The organism is Lysinibacillus sp. A4 (assembly GCF_024919535.1).
GTDB lineage: Bacteria > Bacillota > Bacilli > Bacillales_A > Planococcaceae > Lysinibacillus > Lysinibacillus capsici.
In genome coordinates, this window is sequence record NZ_JANWTB010000003.1 from 367,906 (window position 1) to 387,703 (window position 19,798).

23 protein-coding genes, 1 tRNA gene and 1 riboswitch are annotated in these 19,798 nt (G+C 38.4%); of the genes, 6 read left to right on the forward strand and 18 right to left on the reverse strand.

Annotation, left to right across the window (positions count from 1 at the left end; translation table 11 throughout):
- Positions 1-9: 9 nt before the first annotated feature.
- Positions 10-849 carry a phage antirepressor KilAC domain-containing protein gene (locus NY607_RS07245; protein WP_259419388.1) on the reverse strand — a complete coding sequence of 280 codons (840 nt, stop codon included), beginning with the start codon at positions 847-849 and terminating at the stop codon, positions 10-12.
- A gap of 17 nt (positions 850-866) precedes the next feature.
- Positions 867-1,088 (reverse strand): helix-turn-helix domain-containing protein, encoded by a 222-nt coding sequence (locus tag NY607_RS07250; RefSeq protein ID WP_237898398.1) that lies wholly within the window; start codon positions 1,086-1,088, stop codon positions 867-869.
- Between the two features lie 144 nt (positions 1,089-1,232).
- Here NY607_RS07250 and NY607_RS07255 point away from each other — a divergent pair, with 144 nt between their 5' ends.
- From NY607_RS07255 to NY607_RS07265, 3 genes are all read left to right on the forward strand, one after another.
- Complete coding sequence (locus tag NY607_RS07255; protein ID WP_237898400.1) at positions 1,233-1,634, forward strand: helix-turn-helix domain-containing protein; 402 nt, start codon at positions 1,233-1,235, stop codon at positions 1,632-1,634.
- 106 nt (positions 1,635-1,740) lie between these two features.
- Positions 1,741-2,229, forward strand: coding sequence for an ImmA/IrrE family metallo-endopeptidase (locus tag NY607_RS07260; RefSeq protein ID WP_259419389.1), 489 nt, complete (start codon positions 1,741-1,743; stop codon positions 2,227-2,229).
- Between the two features lies 1 nt (position 2,230).
- Positions 2,231-3,406 (forward strand): tyrosine-type recombinase/integrase, encoded by a 1,176-nt coding sequence (locus NY607_RS07265; RefSeq protein ID WP_259419390.1) that lies wholly within the window; start codon positions 2,231-2,233, stop codon positions 3,404-3,406.
- A 94-nt stretch (positions 3,407-3,500) separates the two neighbouring features.
- Here NY607_RS07265 and NY607_RS07270 read toward each other — a convergent pair.
- A tRNA-Arg gene (locus tag NY607_RS07270) sits at positions 3,501-3,574 on the reverse strand.
- A gap of 221 nt (positions 3,575-3,795) precedes the next feature.
- Between NY607_RS07270 and NY607_RS07275 the strand changes: the two genes are divergently transcribed.
- Entirely contained in the window at positions 3,796-4,542 is a 747-nt protein-coding gene (locus NY607_RS07275; protein WP_259419391.1) for an SDR family NAD(P)-dependent oxidoreductase, read from the forward strand.
- A gap of 93 nt (positions 4,543-4,635) precedes the next feature.
- Positions 4,636-5,286 (forward strand): hypothetical protein, encoded by a 651-nt coding sequence (locus NY607_RS07280; RefSeq protein WP_131521393.1) that lies wholly within the window; start codon positions 4,636-4,638, stop codon positions 5,284-5,286.
- Here NY607_RS07280 and NY607_RS07285 read toward each other — a convergent pair.
- The 13 genes from NY607_RS07285 to NY607_RS07345 all read right to left on the reverse strand — a co-directional run bounded on the left by NY607_RS07285 (position 5,283) and on the right by NY607_RS07345 (position 15,508).
- Positions 5,283-5,981 (reverse strand): YqjF family protein, encoded by a 699-nt coding sequence (locus NY607_RS07285; protein WP_131521392.1) that lies wholly within the window; start codon positions 5,979-5,981, stop codon positions 5,283-5,285. The genes NY607_RS07280 and NY607_RS07285 overlap by 4 nt on opposite strands.
- Before the next feature lie 59 nt (positions 5,982-6,040).
- Positions 6,041-6,202 carry a DUF2639 domain-containing protein gene (locus NY607_RS07290; RefSeq protein WP_083225372.1) on the reverse strand — a complete coding sequence of 54 codons (162 nt, stop codon included), beginning with the start codon at positions 6,200-6,202 and terminating at the stop codon, positions 6,041-6,043.
- Positions 6,203-6,308: 106 nt separating this feature from the next.
- The gene (locus NY607_RS07295) at positions 6,309-7,769 is read right to left on the reverse strand and encodes a protein adenylyltransferase SelO (RefSeq protein ID WP_259419392.1); all 1,461 of its coding nucleotides are present in this window, start codon (positions 7,767-7,769) and stop codon (positions 6,309-6,311) included.
- A gap of 129 nt (positions 7,770-7,898) precedes the next feature.
- The gene (locus NY607_RS07300; protein WP_131521390.1) at positions 7,899-8,402 is read right to left on the reverse strand and encodes a metallophosphoesterase; all 504 of its coding nucleotides are present in this window, start codon (positions 8,400-8,402) and stop codon (positions 7,899-7,901) included.
- Between the two features lie 12 nt (positions 8,403-8,414).
- On the reverse strand, positions 8,415-9,008 hold the full coding sequence (locus NY607_RS07305; RefSeq protein ID WP_004226443.1) for an XTP/dITP diphosphatase: 594 nt from the start codon (positions 9,006-9,008) through the stop codon (positions 8,415-8,417).
- Position 9,009: 1 nt separating this feature from the next.
- Positions 9,010-9,759, reverse strand: coding sequence for a ribonuclease PH (gene rph, locus NY607_RS07310; protein ID WP_259419393.1), 750 nt, complete (start codon positions 9,757-9,759; stop codon positions 9,010-9,012).
- 132 nt (positions 9,760-9,891) lie between these two features.
- On the reverse strand, positions 9,892-10,689 hold the full coding sequence (racE, locus tag NY607_RS07315; protein WP_004226440.1) for a glutamate racemase: 798 nt from the start codon (positions 10,687-10,689) through the stop codon (positions 9,892-9,894).
- Positions 10,690-10,699: 10 nt separating this feature from the next.
- Positions 10,700-11,152, reverse strand: coding sequence for a MarR family winged helix-turn-helix transcriptional regulator (locus tag NY607_RS07320; protein ID WP_016991542.1), 453 nt, complete (start codon positions 11,150-11,152; stop codon positions 10,700-10,702).
- Positions 11,153-11,226: 74 nt separating this feature from the next.
- Positions 11,227-11,448, reverse strand: a complete 222-nt coding sequence (locus NY607_RS07325; RefSeq protein ID WP_004226437.1) for a helix-turn-helix domain-containing protein — start codon at positions 11,446-11,448, stop codon at positions 11,227-11,229.
- A 187-nt stretch (positions 11,449-11,635) separates the two neighbouring features.
- Entirely contained in the window at positions 11,636-12,100 is a 465-nt protein-coding gene (locus tag NY607_RS07330; RefSeq protein ID WP_131521388.1) for an acyl-CoA thioesterase, read from the reverse strand.
- Between the two features lie 193 nt (positions 12,101-12,293).
- Positions 12,294-13,073 (reverse strand): succinate dehydrogenase iron-sulfur subunit, encoded by a 780-nt coding sequence (sdhB, locus tag NY607_RS07335; protein ID WP_004226431.1) that lies wholly within the window; start codon positions 13,071-13,073, stop codon positions 12,294-12,296.
- A 5-nt stretch (positions 13,074-13,078) separates the two neighbouring features.
- Positions 13,079-14,833: a succinate dehydrogenase flavoprotein subunit gene (gene sdhA, locus NY607_RS07340; RefSeq protein WP_237898404.1), complete on the reverse strand. Its 1,755-nt coding sequence runs from the start codon at positions 14,831-14,833 to the stop codon at positions 13,079-13,081.
- A gap of 66 nt (positions 14,834-14,899) precedes the next feature.
- Positions 14,900-15,508: a succinate dehydrogenase cytochrome b558 subunit gene (locus tag NY607_RS07345; RefSeq protein ID WP_004226428.1), complete on the reverse strand. Its 609-nt coding sequence runs from the start codon at positions 15,506-15,508 to the stop codon at positions 14,900-14,902.
- 272 nt (positions 15,509-15,780) lie between these two features.
- Between NY607_RS07345 and NY607_RS07350 the strand changes: the two genes are divergently transcribed.
- The gene (locus NY607_RS07350; RefSeq protein ID WP_048393678.1) at positions 15,781-16,215 is read left to right on the forward strand and encodes a YslB family protein; all 435 of its coding nucleotides are present in this window, start codon (positions 15,781-15,783) and stop codon (positions 16,213-16,215) included.
- 98 nt (positions 16,216-16,313) lie between these two features.
- Here NY607_RS07350 and NY607_RS07355 read toward each other — a convergent pair whose 3' ends face one another.
- Together NY607_RS07355 and uvrC are read right to left on the reverse strand one after the other, a co-directional pair.
- Entirely contained in the window at positions 16,314-17,540 is a 1,227-nt protein-coding gene (locus NY607_RS07355) for an aspartate kinase (RefSeq protein ID WP_237898405.1), read from the reverse strand.
- Between the two features lie 133 nt (positions 17,541-17,673).
- A riboswitch (Lysine riboswitch) is annotated at positions 17,674-17,851 on the reverse strand.
- A gap of 107 nt (positions 17,852-17,958) precedes the next feature.
- Positions 17,959-19,749, reverse strand: a complete 1,791-nt coding sequence (uvrC, locus tag NY607_RS07360; protein ID WP_259419395.1) for an excinuclease ABC subunit UvrC — start codon at positions 19,747-19,749, stop codon at positions 17,959-17,961.
- Positions 19,750-19,798: the final 49 nt, after the last annotated feature.

The window sequence follows — 19,798 nt, forward strand, 5'->3', positions numbered from 1 at the left end:
TTAATCCTCCTATGCTAGTTGTTTATTACCTTCAATGAGCTTTAACTTCATTCGCTCCATCGTTGGTAAAATGCCTTTTGCTTTTAAAGTTTCGTAAAGGAATAAACGCCCTTTTTGCGTCCACTTTGTATGAAGTCTTACACCAGTGGAACCATCTGGCTTTTTGTATTCTTTCGTTTCAGATTTTGTGTAGCCTTGACCTTTGAACTTGCTATACAGTAACCATTGTTTATTCAAGCTGTATTGAATGCCATGCTCGTTTAATAATTTATTTAGTGCGTATGCACTCATTCCGTAATCCTCTGCAATCTGCGAAGTTAGGAGTAAATCAGTACATTTCAGTACTTCGTCAACGTAAGTTACGATTGGTTGCATATCAGCTACTTGTTGCTGATACATTTGCTTTTCGATTTCAAGTTGTTCGTTCATTTCAACTTCTTTGACTAACGCCAGTAAGGCTTCTTTGTAATTAGTTGGTAATTGTGGTTGCGTTTGAACGATTTTCAATTCACCTTTACGCAAACTTTCTAATAAGTCGTATACGAAGTCGTAAAATTCATCTGCTTTTGGTTGTTGGCTTTTTCGGATGACTTCGTAAATACCTTTTTCGTTGTAGATGAACGTTTCGTATTGCTTACCATCAGTTCCGACCAGTTTGGTCTGTACTGAAAATTGGTCAAGACGTTCCTCGTGTCGCTTATGAATTTTACGAATAGCTGTTTCTGGTTCTGAATATTCAAGCGCTTCACCTATTTGTTTGCGCGTCATAAACACATCGCCATTTTCGTTTTGCCATAAATCACATACAACAGAATTGAATGCTCGGCTTTGAACTAAGATTAAATTCATTGTTATTCCTCCTTGTATCACGCTGTTTTCTCTTGTGCATTTTTTGCACAAAATTCAATAAAAAAAATCGTCCAGTCAATACCTAATACTTTAGCAATAGCTTGTGCAACTTTTACACTTGGTTTTAATCCATTCTCTATTTTGGTGTAATAAGAGCGTTCAATTCCCACCATATTTGATACTTGTTCATGGGATAATTTGAGAGCTTTTCGCTGTTCCTTTAAAATTTCTGGAAACATGTCACCACCTCCTTTGTGCATTTCTTACACATAGTATATCGTGCATTTTTTGCACAGTCAATACATTTTGTGTAGTTTTTTCACAAATTATTTATTGTGCAAAAAATTCACCTATAATAGAGAGAATAGAAAGGAGCGTACTGTATGAAATATGGCGAGATATTAAAAAAATTACGAACTGAAAAAGGTTTGTCTCAAAAAGAACTAACTGACCGCCTTACAATCAATAGATCAACATATGCTCGTTATGAAACTTCTTCAACACAACCTGACTTTGAAACCTTAAGTAAATTAGCTGACTTTTATGATGTATCTGTAGATTATCTACTAGGTAGAACTGATAACAAGAATGCTTTACATAAACAAGCTGGTATCTCGGACGATGACTATAACAATTTAAGTGCATATCAAAAAGAAGTTATTGATTTCTTCTTAACTAGAGAAAATTTGTTTTTTAAAAACCAACCCGAAAATTTGCTTGATGCTTTAGAGCAATTCGAAGTTTATTACGAGGTATGGAAAAAGCAACAAGAAAATAAGAAGTGATTTTACATTCTTATGTAGACTTTCCAGACATTTAAAAATTCGCCTTTCCACTGGTGAATTTTTTTGTTAACATCAAAAGAACATATGTTTGTAAAAGAGGGATGTTATGACGTTTGTTTATACTCATTTAGAAGATTACGTTCGCGATTTATACACTAGTATTGGGGTAACTAAACCTTCTCACTTAGATCCGCGGATAATTGGCCCGAAGCTTGGCTTCACAGTAATTTACTTACCAACAGATTCAGTAAGTTACGACAATATAATAATTATAGATTCAAGATTATCTAAGCAAGAACAATGGCAAGAATTTTGTCATGAATTAGGCCATGTAATCTCACATTCTGGCAATCAAACAAAAACTCACCCTTTATTTAGAGAGTACCAGGAATGGAAAGCGAATAATTTTGCTTTGCAAGCTTGTGTTCCTACTTTTATGTTAAATAAAATTAGACTTCCTATAGATGAAGAATTGGCGACTATTAAAATTTGTCTACTTTTCAAAGTTGAATATGACTTCGCTGAAAAGAGACTGAATCATTACTTAAACAATCATTTTTTTAAGAATTGTAATCTAGTTGAAAGGAGTTATTAACATGGGATACGTACAGAAAATTAGTAAGAACAAATTTAAACTTATCGCTGATTTAGGGTATCGTGGTAATCGTCGGATTCGTAAGACAAAAAATGTAGAAGCTAAAAACGAGAAAGAAGCAATGCGTCTACTCATACTGTTTGAAGAAGAAATGAAGCAAAATAAAGATGTCTATTTTAGTGATATTGATTCTATTACTCTAAACAATCTTTTTCCTAGATGGAAAGAAAATTATGCAAAACAACATTATAGTGCACGGTCGTTTCACGATAACTGTACACATTTAGAAAAGCGCATCCTCCCTATTTTCGGGCATATGAAATTAAAGGATATAAAAAAAGTGGATGTAGTATTCTTTATCGGTGACTTACAAAAGAAAAAACGTAGATTAGATGGTGAAGAAAGTGAATTAGCTCCCTCAACTATCCATAACATTTATAAAGCATTCGCTAGCATTATGAATGTAGCAGTTGAGTGGAATCTAATAGAAGAAAGTCCTTGTAAAAACATAAAGCTACCAAAACTTAAATACGAGGAAGGAAAAGCCTATAACGAGGAACAAGTTAAAATATTATTTGAGCGATTAAATAATAGAGAGACTGCTGAAAAACGATTGTTAGTTGAACTTGCCGTAGTTAGTGCTGCTCGACAAGGTGAACTAGTAGCCATCGAAGAAAAACACCTAAACATAGAAAATAATACCTTATTAATAGAACAAGCTTTAGTTAATTTAACTGGAGAAGGAATCATCGTAAAAGAAACAAAGGGTAAAAGAAAACGTGTAGTGACGATTCCTTCAAATATCATGAATGATTTAGTTACACTTGCTGCAGTAAAAAAATATCAATTAGAAGAAGCTGATGACGAGCGAGAATGGGAAGGACATATTTTTCTTTTCTCAAATGAGTTTGGTAAACCTTATCGTCCAGATTCAATAAGTCAGTGGTGGGATCGTTTTATGAAAAGGAATCCAGATTTGCCTAGAATTCGTTTTCACGATTTAAGACATACTTCGGCTACCCTATTAATTCATGCTGGTGAACATCCTAAAGTTATTCAGTCGAGATTAGGTCATTCTAATATCACAACTACAATGAATACTTACGGACATCTTTTACAAGAAACAGATCAACGAGCTAGTTCTCATTTTGATAAACTTTTCGATGAAAAAGAATGATTTGGGCACCTCTTGGGCACCAAACAAATAATTATACATTCTTGCATAAAAACAAAAAGCCTTACAGCCGTTATGGCTGTAAGGCTTTGCTTGACGTCCCAGGAGGGATTCGAACCCCCGACCGACGGCTTAGAAGGCCGTTGCTCTATCCAGCTGAGCTACTGAGACATGATGTCGTTTCTTATGTATTCCATAGGAAGGACAATATTTATTATATGTACTTTATAGCATAATGTCAACATTAATTTTACTATGCAGGCAAGGTTTGCCTCATATTTTTTATCATATGTTGCTACAGCGTCCATTATACCATTTCTTCACCCTCTTAACAGGACGGATAGCAAAATATTTGCTACACTATTGGCGATAAAAAAGTAGGAGGTTTGTGGATGTTTAAAGATTTAGTCGTTATGGTCACAGGTGGTGCACAAGGGATTGGTAAGGGTATTACGCTTGCATATGCACAACAAGGTGCAAAAGTGGTGATTGCTGATTTGAAGGCAGGCTTAGGTCAACAGTTAGAACAGGATATGCTTGCTCAAGGCTACTCTGCATTATTTGTGCCAACGGATGTGACAAAGGAACAGGATATCATTCATTTGATGCAGCGAGCTGTTGAGCAATATGGAACCATTCATATTTTAATTAATAATGCTGGGAAGTTCCAGCATCAATCTCCCTATGAGGTAACGTTTGATGAGTGGCAGGATTTGTTGCAGACGAATTTAACGGGTACCTTTTTCTGTGCCAGAGAGGCTGCAAAAGTGATGCGGCATAATGCAAAGGGTGGTTCCATTGTTTCGCTGGCCTCAACGCGAGCTGAAATGTCAGAGCCTCATTCAGAAGCTTATGCGGCTACAAAGGGTGGTATCATCGCGTTAACACATGCTTTAGCGCGATCTTTAGGGTCAGATCAAATTACAGTGAATTGTATTTCCCCTGGGTGGATTGAAACAGGTGATTACGAGGCACTACGGCCAATCGACCATGCGCAGCATTTGTCAGGAAGGGTTGGTCTGCCTGAGGATATTGCACAGGCTTGTCTCTATTTAACAAACCCGATCAATAACTTTGTGACAGGTATTAATCTTACAGTTGATGGTGGCATGACGAAGAAAATGATGTATGAAGCGTAATTTTGTCGTCTCTTCTTTTCTTTCTTGTTCTTCATACTCCGAGATTCCTTAGAGTATGCTACTGTAGGAGAAAGAACAAGAAGGAGTGAAGCCTTGTACCCCTATTCAAATGGTTTTTCATTAAGTCAGCTGTATCATGCTCCCTATACGCAGTATACGGCTCCGATTCGTCACATTTTACAGTCAAATGATTACCGACGCTGTATTAGTAAAGGCGAAGCAGACTTTATGGCTATGAACCGCTTACTTTGGATGGAGCATGTGAATTGGACACGGATGACTATTATTAGCATTGTGTTTAATTTGCCTGATTTACCCTTTGTGCAGCAGCGTTTGCTACGCAATGCAACCGATTTAGGGAATTGTTTACGCCCCTTTTATGGTGACTCCGTGGCGGATCGTTATGCAGCTTTAATTAAAGAGCATCTGGTAATTGCGGCTCAATTAGTGACAGCTGCTGCGAAAGGTGACGCTACCACAGCGGAAGCTAAAGAGAGGGAATGGTATCGTAATGCAGATGATATTGCTTTCTTTTTGCATACAATCAATCCATACCTAACTAGAGAGGCCGTACAAAAAATGTTTTATACGCATTTAGCTTTAACGAAAAATGAAGCTGTCACGATGATACAAAAAGATTATCAGGCAGATGTAGAGGTATTTGATGAAATTGAAGCAGAGGCACTTGCGATGTCGGATATGATTGCCAGCGCCATCGTTATGCAATTTTGCTACCTCTTTTAATGCAAAAATCTTGATGGATTTATGATCATTTTATGCTCAACTACTGGAGGAAAAACTCTCGCCGTTTTGTTTTTAGCATAATGAGCACGAGGCTGCATGCCCTGAAGTTTCCCCTTCATAAAAGAGGCTAATGTATTGCTTTCAATCGTTACGTTGGCTCTTTTTAATTCCCACGGGGAGTGGTGAATATCAATGCGAAAAAGTGTATCCTTCCATTTCGCCCATGAATGGTAGCGCTCTACAATCCATCGGTCAAAATTAGTATTGGTCTTGTCTCCTATAGTATAAATAACCCTCAATCTTTCGTCACATGCTTTGTAATGGCTTGTATATGAATAGTGATTCCCTCTTTGTTTTACTAGGATGTTGGAATGGCGATATGGCAAGCTACCTATTGCCGTAATTTTTGATAAGAAATTATTCGTCACATCTAAATGAAAAAAATAAATGCCTTTCATGCCGTTATACTCCACATATGTTCGGACATTCAATTGTAAATAGGTATTCATCCCAGGAAGAGGTGGTAAAAAGCGTAGCCGATGTCGATAAACTTTAAAAAGGACAGCACTAAGCCAGGCATTTTGTTCAAAGAGATCGAGCTTCAGTTCTTTAGGTACATGTTTTTCGAGTTCTTGAGGGGCTATCGGCCAATGTAAAAATAGAACATCTTGCCATGTTTGAGTCATCATCCACATCGTAAAACTCCTTTCTAATCACTAGTTTTTCCTAGAAAGGAGTTCTTCAAACAAACGATCTATTGATTTTGGTCAGCAGACTCTATTTCGACATAACGATAATATAAGTTTCGTAATTCAGATTCTTTATATAAGCCTAAATGACTTTTAAATTGAGGATGAACCATAATTCCATGAGCACGTAAAACTTTGACAAACCAACCCTTTGAATACTTATGCACCAACCCTATTCTCCTTTATTTTTATTCATACATAGAATATGCGTTTGAATACGGTAGAGTGCCTTTACAAATAAAAAACGAGAGAATAAATAGCTCTCGTTTTTAGTTATGTGCCACAAAACGTACGATATGGTTGATTAGTCGGTTCAGGTAATGAAGCGTATTCTTGTTGGTCTTTCGTATGAGCATATGGCTGGGCTAGGACTTTTAGTAAGTTGTTCATCACACTATAATCGCCTTGTTCTACAGCCGCTTCCAAAGCTTCTTCTACCCTGTGGTTTCGTGGAATAACAGCTGGATTATGTTGACGCATTAATTGTTGTGACATGTCTTTTGTTTGCTGCTGTCTCGCTAATCGAGCTTGCCATTTGTGATGCCAGTCTTTAAAAGCTGATGCATTAAATAATGGGGAATCCTCCAATTGCTCAAATGTTAAGGCGATAAATGTATTCGTATAATCAGCTTGATATTGCTGAAGAAGCTGAAGAAGCTCTTCAACAAGCTTGATGTCTTCTTGCTCCTCATTAAAAATGCCTAGCTTTGCACGCATACCTTCCAACCAATTTTCTACATATAATTTTGGATACTGTTGTAGCGTTTCTTGTGCCAGTTGAATGGCTTTTTCTTGATCATCATCAATTAAAGGTAGTAAGGACTCTGCTAAGCGCGTTAAATTCCAGCCACCGATATTGGGCTGATTTCCATAAGCATAGCGTCCTTGGTGATCAATCGAGCTAAACACAGTCGCAGGATCATAGATGTCCATGAATGCACAAGGACCATAATCAATGGTTTCACCGCTAATGGTCATATTATCGGTGTTCATGACGCCGTGGATAAAGCCCACTAACTGCCACTTTGCTATAAGGGAGGCTTGTTTCTTTATGACTTGATTTAACAAATAAAGATAACGATTTTGATTGCCAATATTAGCTGCGTAATGTCGTTCTATTGCATAATCAGCTAAAAGCTGTAGCTCCTCATCTGTCCCCCATTGCGCAGCATATTGAAATGTCCCTACCCGCAAATGACTACTTGCAACTCTTGTGACAATAGCGCCTGGTAGTTCCGTTTCTCGAATAATCATTTCACCTGTAGTGACTACTGCTAGACTACGTGAAGTTGGGATCCCTAGTGCAAACATCGCTTCACTAATAATATATTCTCTTAGCATTGGACCTAATGCGGCTCGCCCGTCTCCACCGCGAGAATAAGGTGTTCTACCTGATCCTTTTAAAGCAATATCATACCGTTCCTTTTGAGGTGTGATTTGCTCCCCATATAATAGAGCCCTACCGTCACCTAGCATATTAAAATGACCAAATTGATGCCCTGCGTAAGCCTGTGCAATCGGTTCGCCACCTTCTGGAGTTGTATTACCAGCTAAAACGGCTAATGCTTCCTCACTCTTTAAAGCCTGAATGTCTAACCCAAGTGAGGCTGCAACTGATTCATTTAATAAGATCAATTTTGGTGAACGAACAGGATTTAACGATATGTCGGAATAAAAAATACTTGGTAGTTGAACGTAACTATTATCAAAATGCCAGCCAATTGTTTTTTTCATATTTTCTCCTTTATTGACTTTACGATTTATTTTTGCTAATTCAGCATGAATCATTCATAGGCAATTTTACCATTATCAGTAGCCCAAATAAAAATCCGCATACTTTACTAGTTATGCGGATTTTCTCTATTATTGTCGATCAAATGTATATGTAGCCATACATTGATTATCATCTGTCATGCAATCAACTTTAAAAGATGTCGCATTGATTTCCACAACAGCAAAGCTTTTCTCTTTACGACCACGTGGTTTTAATAAGCTGCCTGGATTTAAAAATAGGATATCATCCATCATTTCGGCACCAAGAATATGTGAATGACCAAAGCAAACGATCTGTGCACCTACTTCTTTAGCACGATAGGATAATGATAAGATGGAATTTTTCACATTGAATAAATGACCGTGTGTCACAAAAATCTTTACATCATGGACCATGAAAATTTCTTCTTCAGGGAAAGCTTTCTCACGATCACAGTTTCCACGTACTTTTTTCAATCCTTCTAATGCCTCATGTGAATAGGGAAGTTCACTATCTCCACAATGAACCACTATATCTATTTCAGGATAAAAACCTCTAACCTTTTCGATGACATGGCTGTCACCATGTGTATCGCTCATAACAAGCATTTTCATGGATATCACCTCTTATTTGATAAGATTCGGTAATTGCTCCTTTAACTTGCGAATTGCATTGCCTCGGTGAGAAATAGAACCCTTTTCCTCTGGTGAAAGCTCAGCCATCATTCGATTTAAGCTTGGCACAAAAAAGATTGGATCATAGCCAAAGCCATTCGTTCCGCGCTTTTCATGGGCAATGACGCCTTCACATGTACCAAATACCGTTGTTGTTGCGAAATCAGGTCCTGCAATTGCAATACAGCAGCAAAAACGTGCTGTACGTTTGTCATCTTCGACGCCTTGTAAATTTTCTAACAGTTTAATCATGTTTGCTTCATCGTCATGGTCACCAGCATAGCGAGCGGAGTACACACCTGGCTCACCATTTAATGCATCTACTGCTAAACCACTGTCATCTGCAATAACAATGGTATTAAGCTCCTTCGCCAATGCTTCTGCTTTTAAGATGGCATTTTCTTCGAATGTTGTTCCTGTTTCTTCTATTTCCATATCTGGTGCCACTTCAAACATTGTTACGACTTCATAACCAAGTGGTCCAAATAATGCTTCAAAATCTTTTGCTTTTCCTTTATTTTTTGTGGCGATGACTACTTGTTTCATATTATTGATTCCCTCCAACTTTGTGTGCCAGTTCACCAAGCGTTATTTTTTGAAGCTCCACTAATTGTTGTATGCCTTTTTCACCTAATACTAACAATTCATTTAGTTCTTCACGAGAAAAAGTAGCTTCCTCACCAGTACCTTGTAATTCAACAAATCGTCCTGCGCCTGTCATCACAATGTTCATATCAACAGCTGCAGCCACATCTTCTACATAATTTAAATCAAGAATAGCGCCTTGTTCTTCAACGATCCCAACACTTGTAGCTGCTAAAAAGTCTGTTACTGGGAATTTTTCAAATGGCTTTTCTTCAGCAAATTTAGCAATGGCCTGTGTCATGGCAACAAATGCTCCCGTAATGGATGCTGTACGAGTACCGCCATCCGCTTGAATGACATCACAGTCAATCCATACAGTACGTTCGCCTAGCGCCTCTAAATCGACTACAGCACGCAATGCACGCCCAATCAAGCGCTGTATCTCCATTGTACGACCATTGACTTTCCCACGAGAGGATTCACGTGGTGTACGTTGAGCGGTTGCACGAGGCAGCATGGAATACTCGGCTGTAATCCACCCTTTCCCTTGCCCACGTAGAAAACCAGGTACCTTGTCTTCAATCGTTGCGGTGCAAATTACTTTTGTATTGCCTACTTGAATTAATACGGAGCCTTCAGGGTGTAATAGATACTCACTATCTATTTTCACAGGTCGTAGCCCATCTGCATTTCTACCATCATATCTTGTCATATATTTCGTTCCTCCTAAAAACTTTCGCGCCCTCATCTTATCATAATTTGTGCCATCAAAAAAGTACTCGGTGGCTTATGTACAATGCTAAAAACGTAAAAAATCAGCCTAGCCTGTTGCTAAGCTGATTTTTTATTTTAATGTGATACGTTTTATGTCGAGAGTACCTTGCTCTAACCAATTCTCAGCAATCGAACGGAAAATTGGGACAGAACCAGTTGCAAAAAATCTATGAGCAGGCACCGCATTTGCATTTGCTAAAGTGCCATTATACGCTAACATTTCCTGTACATCCTTTGCTGTTTCCTCCGCAGAAGATAAAACATTCACATCTTCTCCGACAACAGCTTCAATTTGTTTTTGTAAAATAGGATAATGTGTACACCCTAAAATAACCGTATCAAATTGTCGATTTTTCAACGGCTTTAAGCCTTCTGCTATTAAATTATTTGCAAAGTCACCTTTATATTCGCCACTTTCTACAAGTGGTACGAATGTGGGACAAGCTAGTGGAATAATATGTGTTGACGTATTGAGTGACAATAAGGCTTCTTCATACGCCCCACTTTTAATTGTTCCTTCTGTTGCAAGCACAACGACTTCATGTCGCTTCGTTTTTTTTACAGCTGCACGTGCGCCAGCATTGATAACACCTAGTACTGGAAAAGGCATATTTCTTTGTAAACTTTCGAGTGCTACTGCAGTCGCTGTATTACAAGCTATAACGAGCATCTTAACATTCATTTTTTCGAGTGCTTTTGCCATTTGCCAAGTAAAATTCCGTACTTCCTGACGACTTCTTGGACCATACGGACACCTTGCTGTATCGCCAATATAATAAATCGTTTCGTTTGGCAATCGCTTCATGATTTCTTTTGCTACGGTTAAACCGCCTACTCCTGAGTCAATAACGCCTATCGGGGCATTCATACTTTCCGCCTCAATCCTGTTTCATGTGTACATGTAGTTTTTCTAAATAGCTTGATAATTGCGCGACTTCTTGTTCATTAAAACCAACAAGCATCTCTTGCAAATATTGCTGTCTTTTTTCAATTACTTCTTGAATGATACGTTCGCCCTTTTCGAGAAGATGAACGACAACGACACGGCGATCATTTTCATCACGCACACGCTTGACTAATTCATTTTTCTCCATTCGGTCCACTAAATCTGTTGTCGTGCTAAAAGCTAAATATAAACGGTTTGATAATTCGCCAATTGTAATATCACCAAGCTCTTCTAACCACTGTAATGCAACAAATTGTGGCGGCGTAATCGCATAATCGGAAACAATTTCTCTTCCCTTTTGCTTCACGATGGCCGCTATATAGCGTAATTCCTTTTCAACCGTTGCAACGGTTTCAGGTGAGTGCTTTGTTACTTCATCCGACATATAACTATTTCACTCCTAATAATACGTTGAATAGTTCTATTTTGTCGTTTTTTTCACGAAATAGCAAGTGTCCATTAGTCTAATTTAAATTCTTCCAAGCGTAACAGCTCAATTAACGCCTGAGATCGATTCGTTACACCTAGCTTTTGAATTGTATTGGAAATGTGATTTCGCACTGTTTTTTCACTAATACCAAGCTGCTCTGCAATATCTCTCGTTGTTTTTTCAGCTAATAAAAGCGCAAATATTTCACGTTCTCGGTTTGTTAAAAGAGAACGATGATGAGAGCCATTCATTCAGTTACACCCTCCTCCCCCGCACGTATTGTAACTTATGTTAAGGGGCAGGAAGCGGTGACGGCTATTTGCATGATTATTCCATGTTTCCTTAAAAATTTCGAAAATTACATTGTTACATTCATAAATTTTACGTAAAAAGTAAAACCTACTATTTCACTTAATTTACATATACTTATATATTGAACTAGTGAGGCAGAATGGCCAACTGAATGAATTTTGTTTTTTCTTCCTCTGAAATCGGCACACTTTTACCTGTACGAGGATCCATTTGCACAATTGTGCCACGACCAGTGAAACAGATTTCGTCCTTTTGATTTTTTGCTAGATAGTGAATGTCCAGCGACGAATTCCCAACTTGCGCGATTTTTGTATAGATTCGTAGTACATCATCAAAGAAAACCTGCCTTACATAATCACATTGTAAATCGGCTACAATGGGTATAGATTTCACATTCTCTTCTCCAACTGAGGGCATTAAAATTCCTAAATGTCGGAAGTAATCAATTCTTGCCTGCTCAAAATATGTAAAGCTAATCGTATTGTTCATATGACCATACATGTCTGTTTCTGAAAATCGCACTCGTACCTCACTAAAAAATGAAAAACCCTTTTCCCACTCTTGAAAATTATCGATATAATTTGCCTTCATGATATACCATCCCCTGTCATGTAATTGCCCGTCTTTTATCAATCAACGGCAAACAAAATGAATACATATTCATTATAAAAGAAAATACTATATTATCATAGAAAAAACGTAAATAACACTTGATAAATTTCATTTCTATAACTTTAAAAAACTCCCTTACACTTCGTGTAAGGGAGTTCAGCTTGTCCGTATATTAGTCTACGTAGTGGTCAGAACCGAAGAAGTTACGGAACATTTGCACTGTAGTTGCACGGTTTAATGAAGCGATGGATGTTGTTAAAGGAATACCTTTTGGACATGCAGCAACACAGTTTTGAGAGTTACCACAGTTTGCAAGGCCACCGTCACCCATAATCGCATTTAAACGTTCATCTTTAATCATAGCACCAGTTGGGTGAGTGTTGAAAAGACGTACTTGTGATAATGGAGCTGGTCCGATGAATGAAGCCTTTTCAGACACGTTTGGACATGCTTCCATACATACACCACAAGTCATACATTTAGATAGTTCATAAGCCCATTGACGTTTACCTTCTGGCATACGTGGACCTTCACCTAAATCATACGTACCATCGATTGGTACCCATGCTTTAACTTTTTTAAGCGCGTTGAACATACGTTCACGGTCAACTTGTAGGTCACGAATAACAGGGAATGTTTTCATTGGCTCCAATTTAATCGGCTCTGTCAATTGGTCTACTAGTGTAGAACATGATTGACGCGGACGGCCATTGATCACCATTGAACATGCACCACAAACTTCTTCTAAACAGTTCATATCCCATGATACTGGTGATGTGTTTACACCATCTTCAGTAACAGGATTTTTTTGAATTTCCATTAAAATTGAAATTACGTTCATACCATGACGGTAAGGCACTTGGAATTTTTGCCAGTAGCTATTGCCGCCTTGTGTATCTTGACGTAAGATTTCCACTTTGACCATTCTTCCAGTATTTGCTGCGATTTGCATAACTTTTAGTCTCCTTTCGCAGAGTAGTCGCGTTTACGTGGTGGGATTAATGAAACGTCGACTTCTTGGTACGTGATGATTGGATTACCAGTAGCTGGGTCAAACTTCGCCATTGTTGTTTTTAAGAAGTTCTCGTCATCACGGTTAGGGAAATCAGGTTTATAGTGTGCACCACGAGATTCATTACGTAATAGTGCACCTTTTGTCATTACTTTTGCAAGCACTAACATATTTTTAAGCTGACGTGTAAAGTGCGCGCCTTGATTGCTCCATTTTTGCGTATCATTGATGTTGATGTTGCTCCAGCGCTCAGTAAGCTCATCAAGTTTTTTCAATGTATCTTCAAGCTGATCATTGTAACGTACTACAGTCATTGTAGCAGTCATCATTTCACCAAGCTCTTTATGCAGTAAGTAAGCGTTTTCTGTGCCTTCCATTTTCATGATAGCATCCCATTTCGCTTGTTCCTCTTTTACACGAGCATCGTAAATCTCTTGTGGAAGATCTTCTGCATGCTTTTTAAGGTGTTTTACATAGTCTACTGCGTTTGGTCCTGCAACCATACCACCGTAGATAGCAGATAATAATGAGTTTGCACCAAGACGGTTTGCACCATGTTGAGAGTAATCACATTCACCTGCTGCAAATAGACCAGGAATTTCAGTCATTTGATTGTAGTCAACCCATAATCCACCCATTGAATAGTGGACAGCTGGGAAAATTTTCATTGGTAATTTACGTGGGTCATCCCCTACGAATTTTTCGTAGATTTCGATGATACCACCAAGTTTAACATCCAATTCATGTGGATCTTTATGTGAAAGATCTAGGTATACCATGTTTTCGCCATTGATACCAAGTTTTTGGTTTACACAAACGTCGAAAATTTCACGTGTTGCAATATCACGTGGTACTAAGTTACCATAAGCTGGGTATTTTTCTTCTAGGAAGTACCAAGGTTTACCGTCTTTATAAGTCCAAATACGACCACCTTCACCACGAGCTGATTCTGACATTAGACGGTTTTTGTCATCTCCAGGAATCGCTGTTGGGTGAATTTGAATGAATTCACCATTCGCATATGAAGCACCTTGTTGATAAACGATAGAAGCAGCAGAACCTGTGTTAATAACAGAGTTTGTTGTTTTACCGAAGATAATACCAGGGCCACCAGTCGCCATAATAACAGCGTCTGCACGGAATGATTTAATTTCTTCTGTACGCATATCTTGCGCTACGATACCACGACAAACGCCGTCTTCATCGATAATAACACCAAGGAATTCCCAGTGTTCATATTTATTTACTAAACCAGCTACTTCATGAGAACGAACTTGCTCATCTAGCGCATATAGTAATTGTTGACCAGTTGTTGCACCAGAGAAAGCTGTACGGTGCATTAAAGTACCACCAAAACGACGGAAATCTAAAAGCCCTTCTGGTGTACGGTTGAACATAACACCCATACGGTCCATTAAGTGGATAATGCCAGGTGCTGCATCACACATACCTTTTACTGGTGGTTGGTTCGCTAGGAAGTCCCCACCATATACTGTATCATCAAAGTGGATCCATGGAGAATCCCCTTCACCTTTAGTATTTACCGCACCATTAATTCCGCCTTGCGCACAAACAGAGTGTGAGCGTTTTACAGGAACTAATGAGAATAAATCAACTTCAGTACCAACTTCAGCTGCTTTAATCGTTGCCATCAGACCGGCAAGACCACCGCCGACAACAATTATTTTGCTTTTCGCCATGATTATTTCTCACTCCTCTTAAAAAATTGCAATGATTGCATGTGCTCTATCGTAGCTTCTATTGAATTATACGAAAGCTAAAATAGCAGCCACACCAACTACACTTAGAATTACGAAAAGAATGTTTGTTACGTAAGTAGCGATCTTTTGAGACTGAGGAGATTGTGTAATACCCCAGCTTACTAGGAATGCCCATAAACCGTTAGATAAGTGGAAAGTTGCTGATAAAATACCAACAATGTAGAATCCAAGCATGAATGGATTAGCAACAATATTCGCCATCATGTCGTAATCAACGTGTGTGCCAAGTGCTTTTTGAATACGAGTTTGGAAAATATGCCATGCAATGAATATCACTAAGAATACACCAGTAAAACGTTGTAAAGAGAACATCCAGTTACGGTACGTGCTGAAACGTCCAGTGTTTGGTGTAGCAGTGAATGCAATGTAGACACCATAGAATGCGTGGAACATTAATGGAATATAGATGACAATCCATTCAACTAGGATAAGGAATGGAATCTTTTCCATTACTGCGGTAGCATCGTTGTAACTTTCTGCCCCGCCTGTTGCTGTAAAGTTAATGAACAGGTGCATCGTTAAAAACAGACCTACTGGAATGATCCCAAGTAGAGAATGTAAGCGACGCCATAAAAACTCTCGATCTTTCGACAAGACTGTTACCCCCCTTAGTACTTAAAATAGCACAACAAAAGAAGTCATCATTTTGTAAATGATACTTCATTGACTGTGTATTTCATCATGGTACAATATTATGACATGTTTATTGTACTCTCAAGAGCTACGAGCGTCAAGGCAACTCGGAGTTTTTCATAGAGCTTATTAAAGAACTAATCTAGTACATGATGCGTCGTTTTTTCTCGAAAAATCTATCATTACTTTATTACCGTTAAATTTTAAGAAAATTCTAAGAAAGAAGGATAACAATGTTAAACACTCCATCTCCTACAATCTCATCATTTGGCTATGAGATCATTCGTGATCATATTCTATCTTCTATACTTGGTAAACATGAAGATGACGTCCTTTATTGGGCAGGTAAAGAGCTTGCTCGCAAGTTCCCATGTAAAAGTCAAGATGAACTTATCGCATTTTTCGCAGATGCCTGCTGGGGTACATTAGAACTCATAAAGGAATCAAAAGATGGACGTATTTTCCAGTTGACAAATGACCCTGAAATTCTGCAAATAAAGCAGCGCAGCTTTAAACTTGAAGCTGGATTTATAGCAGAGCAAATTCAACTAGCTAAAGGCTACCTAACAGAATGCTATAATGAAAAACGGGAAAAGCAACAATACGTCATGTTTACAGTCAAATGGGACGTTAAAGAACGTATTATGAATACCATTCCCTCAGAATAATTAAAAAGGATTGTTTCCCATTAAAGAATGGGATGACAATCCTTCTTTTTTCTTCCTTTTATTTCGGTCAATTACATAAAATGCTGTTTCTTCTATTATTATATGTAAAGTGCTTGCTCTAAATTAAACTCATCATGGAGAGCATTAGCTGCTTGGATCATATCATCCTGTGGTACAACAACGGACACTTTTATTTCAGAAGTACTAACCATTTTTACAGGGATATTTTCACGACGTAACCGATCAAACATACGAGCAGCAACGCCTGGATTGGAAGCCATGCCTGAACCAATAATAGAAACTTTTGCTAGTCCAATTTCGAAGTCAGCAAAACTAAATCCAAGTGATAATTTACTATCCTCTAAAACACGTAATGCTTCCGCAAATTCCTCTTTTAAAATGGAAAACGATACAGTTGGCTTCAACCCATCAATAATGGCTTGGACAATAATATCTACATTAATACGGTTCTCTGCAAGAACCGTAAATATATCTGCTAATGAAGCATTGGAAAAAGCATCATACCCTACTGTTAAACGAATAATATCTGATTCAAATGCAACACCACGAACGACTAAATTTTTTTCCATTTCCACTTCCTCCTTCAATAAAGTGCCTACTGATTCTATTAAACTTGAACGTATAATAACAGGCATTTGAAATTTCTTCGCTAACTCCACCGCACGAGGATGTATGATATGAGACCCTAAATTCGATAATTCCAACATTTCATCATATGAAATTTCTTGAAGCTTTTGGGCATTGGGAACATATCGTGGATCTGCTGTATAAACACCATCCACATTTGTATACATATCTACTCTCTCCGCTTCCAACGCTATGGCAAGTGCAACAGCAGCTGTTTCAGCTCCACCTTTTCCAAGCGTGGTGATATTGTGCACTTCGTCAATCCCTTGTTCTCCAGCAATAACCACAATTTGTCCCTGTGCAAAATGTTCTTCCATACGACTAATATCTATATAGTCGATACGAGCATGTCGATACATACCATCCGTATGTATACCAGCTTGCCATCCAGTTAGAGACACAGCCTCATAGCCTGCTTCCTGCAAGGCAATGGCAAATAAAGCACTAGATAATTGAGAGCCAGTTGACAAAACTGCATCTAATTCTCTTTTCGACACATCGTCAGTTAGTTGGTGTACCATCATTTTCATCTCTTTCGCAGTGTGTCCCATTGCTGCAACGACCACTACTACATCCAATCCTTTGTCCTTTTCAGCAATCGCTTTCCTAGCAGCCTCTTGGATTTGTTCAGTAGAAGCTAATGCAGCTCCTCCAAACTTCATCACGACTTTAGCCATTTCTTTCGTTCTCCCTTCCAGTTCATGTATTTCACCAAATTATGGGGGGTAAAACCGTTTCTAGAAAACTAAAAGGCAGCCTCCACATAACGTGAAAGCTGCCTATAACATGTACAATAATCGTAACTTGCGCATGTGTGATAGCTCTCCGAAACGTTTAGAATCGACAGTCTTACATTTCTTAAATGCAAAACCAGTACAGCAATGGAACAACAATACTGTACTTCGGCAAGCTCCCCTTTCACACAATATCTCTGGACTTGTCCATCCTCCATTGTGTTACTCTTGAATCTTGCACCTCTATCATCACTTTAAAGTGAATGTATTCAATTCATTAAGCCTTAGCGTAAACAAACTAGTCACGCAGTTGGCTCTCCATAACATTGAAAACAATGTTATTTATAACCATAGCACATGCCTATTCCTTTGACAATGATTGTTGCTGAAAATAGCTAAAAATTTGGCTTGCTAAATTAGCGGACATCCCAGCCTCCTGTAATGCTAGCTCGCTCGCCTCTCGAATTTTTTTGACTGAACCGAAATGTTTAAGAAGCTGTTGCTTTCGTTTTGGTCCTACCCCTTCAATATGATCTAATACAGATTGAATGGTATGCTTCTCATGCTGTTGACGCAAGAAGGTAATAGCAAAGCGATGGACTTCGTCTTGAATTCGTTGTAATAAATAAAAGCCATCACTTGTACGTTTTAAGCTAATCACTTCTGGTGGATCACCGAACAAGAGCTGAGATGTATTATGCTTATCATCCTTGGCTAAACCAGCAATCGGTATAACAAGACCAAGCTCATCTTCTAGTACTTCACGGGCTACTTCCATTTGTCCCTTACCACCATCAATTAAGACTAAATCTGGTAATGGTAGTCCTTCCTTTAAAACACGGATATAGCGACGACGTATAACCTCCTGCATTGCACCGTAATCATCATGCTTGGCTGCTGTACGCGTTTTATATTTTCGGTACTCCTTTTTCGCAGGCTTCCCATCAATGAAAACAACCATAGCAGACACTGCATCCGTTCCATGCATATGACTATTATCAAAAGCTTCAATTCGTAAAGGAGTACTAATACCCATTGCTTCGCCAAGTGCCTCACAAGCACCAATCGTACGTTCTTCCTGGCGCTCTATTAGCTGGAATTTAGCTGCCACAGCAATCTCAGCATTTTTGGTAGCTAATTCAACCAATTCCTTCTTTTGACCTCTTTTCGGTGTGAGCACTTTAATTTCTAATAATTCTGTTAAGATAGCTGCATCAATGGCTTGTGGAATAAAAATTTCTTTTGGCTTAATATGCTCTGGCTTTTCATAAAAGCGCCCAACAAATGTTAAAAATTCTTCCTCTGCATCTTGATAGATCGGGAAAATTGAGACATCTCGCTCAATCAGCTTTCCTTGGCGCACAAAGAAAACCTGAACACACATCCATCCTTTTTCAACAGCATAGCCAAATACATCTCGATTTGTTGTATCACTTGAAACTATTTTTTGTTTCTGCATAACCGTATCAATATGGGCAATTTGGTCTCGGAATTCCTTCGCTCGCTCAAATTCTAGGTTTTCTGCAGCTGCTAGCATTTTAACTTCAAGCTCTTTTTTGACTGCCTCCACACCACCATTTAGAAACTTCGTCATATCCTCAATCATTTCTTGATAAACCTGACCATCAATTTCCTTCACACAAGGTGCTAAGCATTGACCCATGTGATAGTACAAGCAAACCTTGGAAGGTAATTGTACACATTTGCGCAGCGGATACAATCGATCCAATAGCTTTTTCGTTTCACTTGCTGCATAGGCATTCGGATAAGGACCAAAATATTTTGCCTTATCCTTTTTTACCTTCCGTGTCGTAATCAGACGAGGATGTTTTTCATTCGTAATTTTTAAATATGGATAGGTCTTATCATCCGTTAACATGACATTATATTTTGGATCATGTAATTTGATGAGATTCAGCTCTAAAATAAGTGCTTCAATATTTGATGACGTTACAATATACTCAAAATCTTCTATTTCACCTACAAGCCTTTGCGTTTTCCCTTCATGTGTTCCCGTAAAATAAGAGCGTACACGGTTTTTTAGAACTTTTGCTTTACCGACATAAATGATAGTCCCTTGTCGATCCTTCATCAAATAGCAGCCAGGTTGATCTGGTAAAATATCCAGTTTTCGCTTTATTAAATCGTTCATTACCTACCTGCCCCCCTAAGTAAAAATTCCCCTCATTAGAATCATGTTA

Coding starts and splice junctions, on each gene's coding strand:
- uvrC (WP_259419395.1), bottom strand. CDS start 19,749: ATGAACGATTTAATAAAGCGAAAACTGGATATTTTACCAGATCAACCT.
- NY607_RS07285 (WP_131521392.1), bottom strand. CDS start 5,981: ATGTGGATGATGACTCAAACATGGCAAGATGTTCTATTTTTACATTGG.
- sdhB (WP_004226431.1), bottom strand. CDS start 13,073: ATGCAAATCGCAGCAAATACTGGAAGAATGGTCAAAGTGGAAATCTTA.
- NY607_RS07320 (WP_016991542.1), bottom strand. CDS start 11,152: ATGTCGGATGAAGTAACAAAGCACTCACCTGAAACCGTTGCAACGGTT.
- sdhA (WP_237898404.1), bottom strand. CDS start 14,833: ATGGCGAAAAGCAAAATAATTGTTGTCGGCGGTGGTCTTGCCGGTCTG.
- NY607_RS07265 (WP_259419390.1), top strand. CDS start 2,231: ATGGGATACGTACAGAAAATTAGTAAGAACAAATTTAAACTTATCGCT.
- NY607_RS07275 (WP_259419391.1), top strand. CDS start 3,796: ATGTTTAAAGATTTAGTCGTTATGGTCACAGGTGGTGCACAAGGGATT.
- NY607_RS07325 (WP_004226437.1), bottom strand. CDS start 11,448: ATGAATGGCTCTCATCATCGTTCTCTTTTAACAAACCGAGAACGTGAA.
- NY607_RS07305 (WP_004226443.1), bottom strand. CDS start 9,008: ATGAAACAAGTAGTCATCGCCACAAAAAATAAAGGAAAAGCAAAAGAT.
- NY607_RS07355 (WP_237898405.1), bottom strand. CDS start 17,540: ATGGCTAAAGTCGTGATGAAGTTTGGAGGAGCTGCATTAGCTTCTACT.
- NY607_RS07250 (WP_237898398.1), bottom strand. CDS start 1,088: ATGTTTCCAGAAATTTTAAAGGAACAGCGAAAAGCTCTCAAATTATCC.
- NY607_RS07300 (WP_131521390.1), bottom strand. CDS start 8,402: ATGAAAATGCTTGTTATGAGCGATACACATGGTGACAGCCATGTCATC.
- racE (WP_004226440.1), bottom strand. CDS start 10,689: ATGAATGCCCCGATAGGCGTTATTGACTCAGGAGTAGGCGGTTTAACC.
- NY607_RS07330 (WP_131521388.1), bottom strand. CDS start 12,100: ATGAAGGCAAATTATATCGATAATTTTCAAGAGTGGGAAAAGGGTTTT.
- rph (WP_259419393.1), bottom strand. CDS start 9,759: ATGACAAGATATGATGGTAGAAATGCAGATGGGCTACGACCTGTGAAA.
- NY607_RS07295 (WP_259419392.1), bottom strand. CDS start 7,769: ATGAAAAAAACAATTGGCTGGCATTTTGATAATAGTTACGTTCAACTA.
- NY607_RS07245 (WP_259419388.1), bottom strand. CDS start 849: ATGAATTTAATCTTAGTTCAAAGCCGAGCATTCAATTCTGTTGTATGT.
- NY607_RS07260 (WP_259419389.1), top strand. CDS start 1,741: ATGACGTTTGTTTATACTCATTTAGAAGATTACGTTCGCGATTTATAC.
- NY607_RS07255 (WP_237898400.1), top strand. CDS start 1,233: ATGAAATATGGCGAGATATTAAAAAAATTACGAACTGAAAAAGGTTTG.
- NY607_RS07350 (WP_048393678.1), top strand. CDS start 15,781: ATGTTAAACACTCCATCTCCTACAATCTCATCATTTGGCTATGAGATC.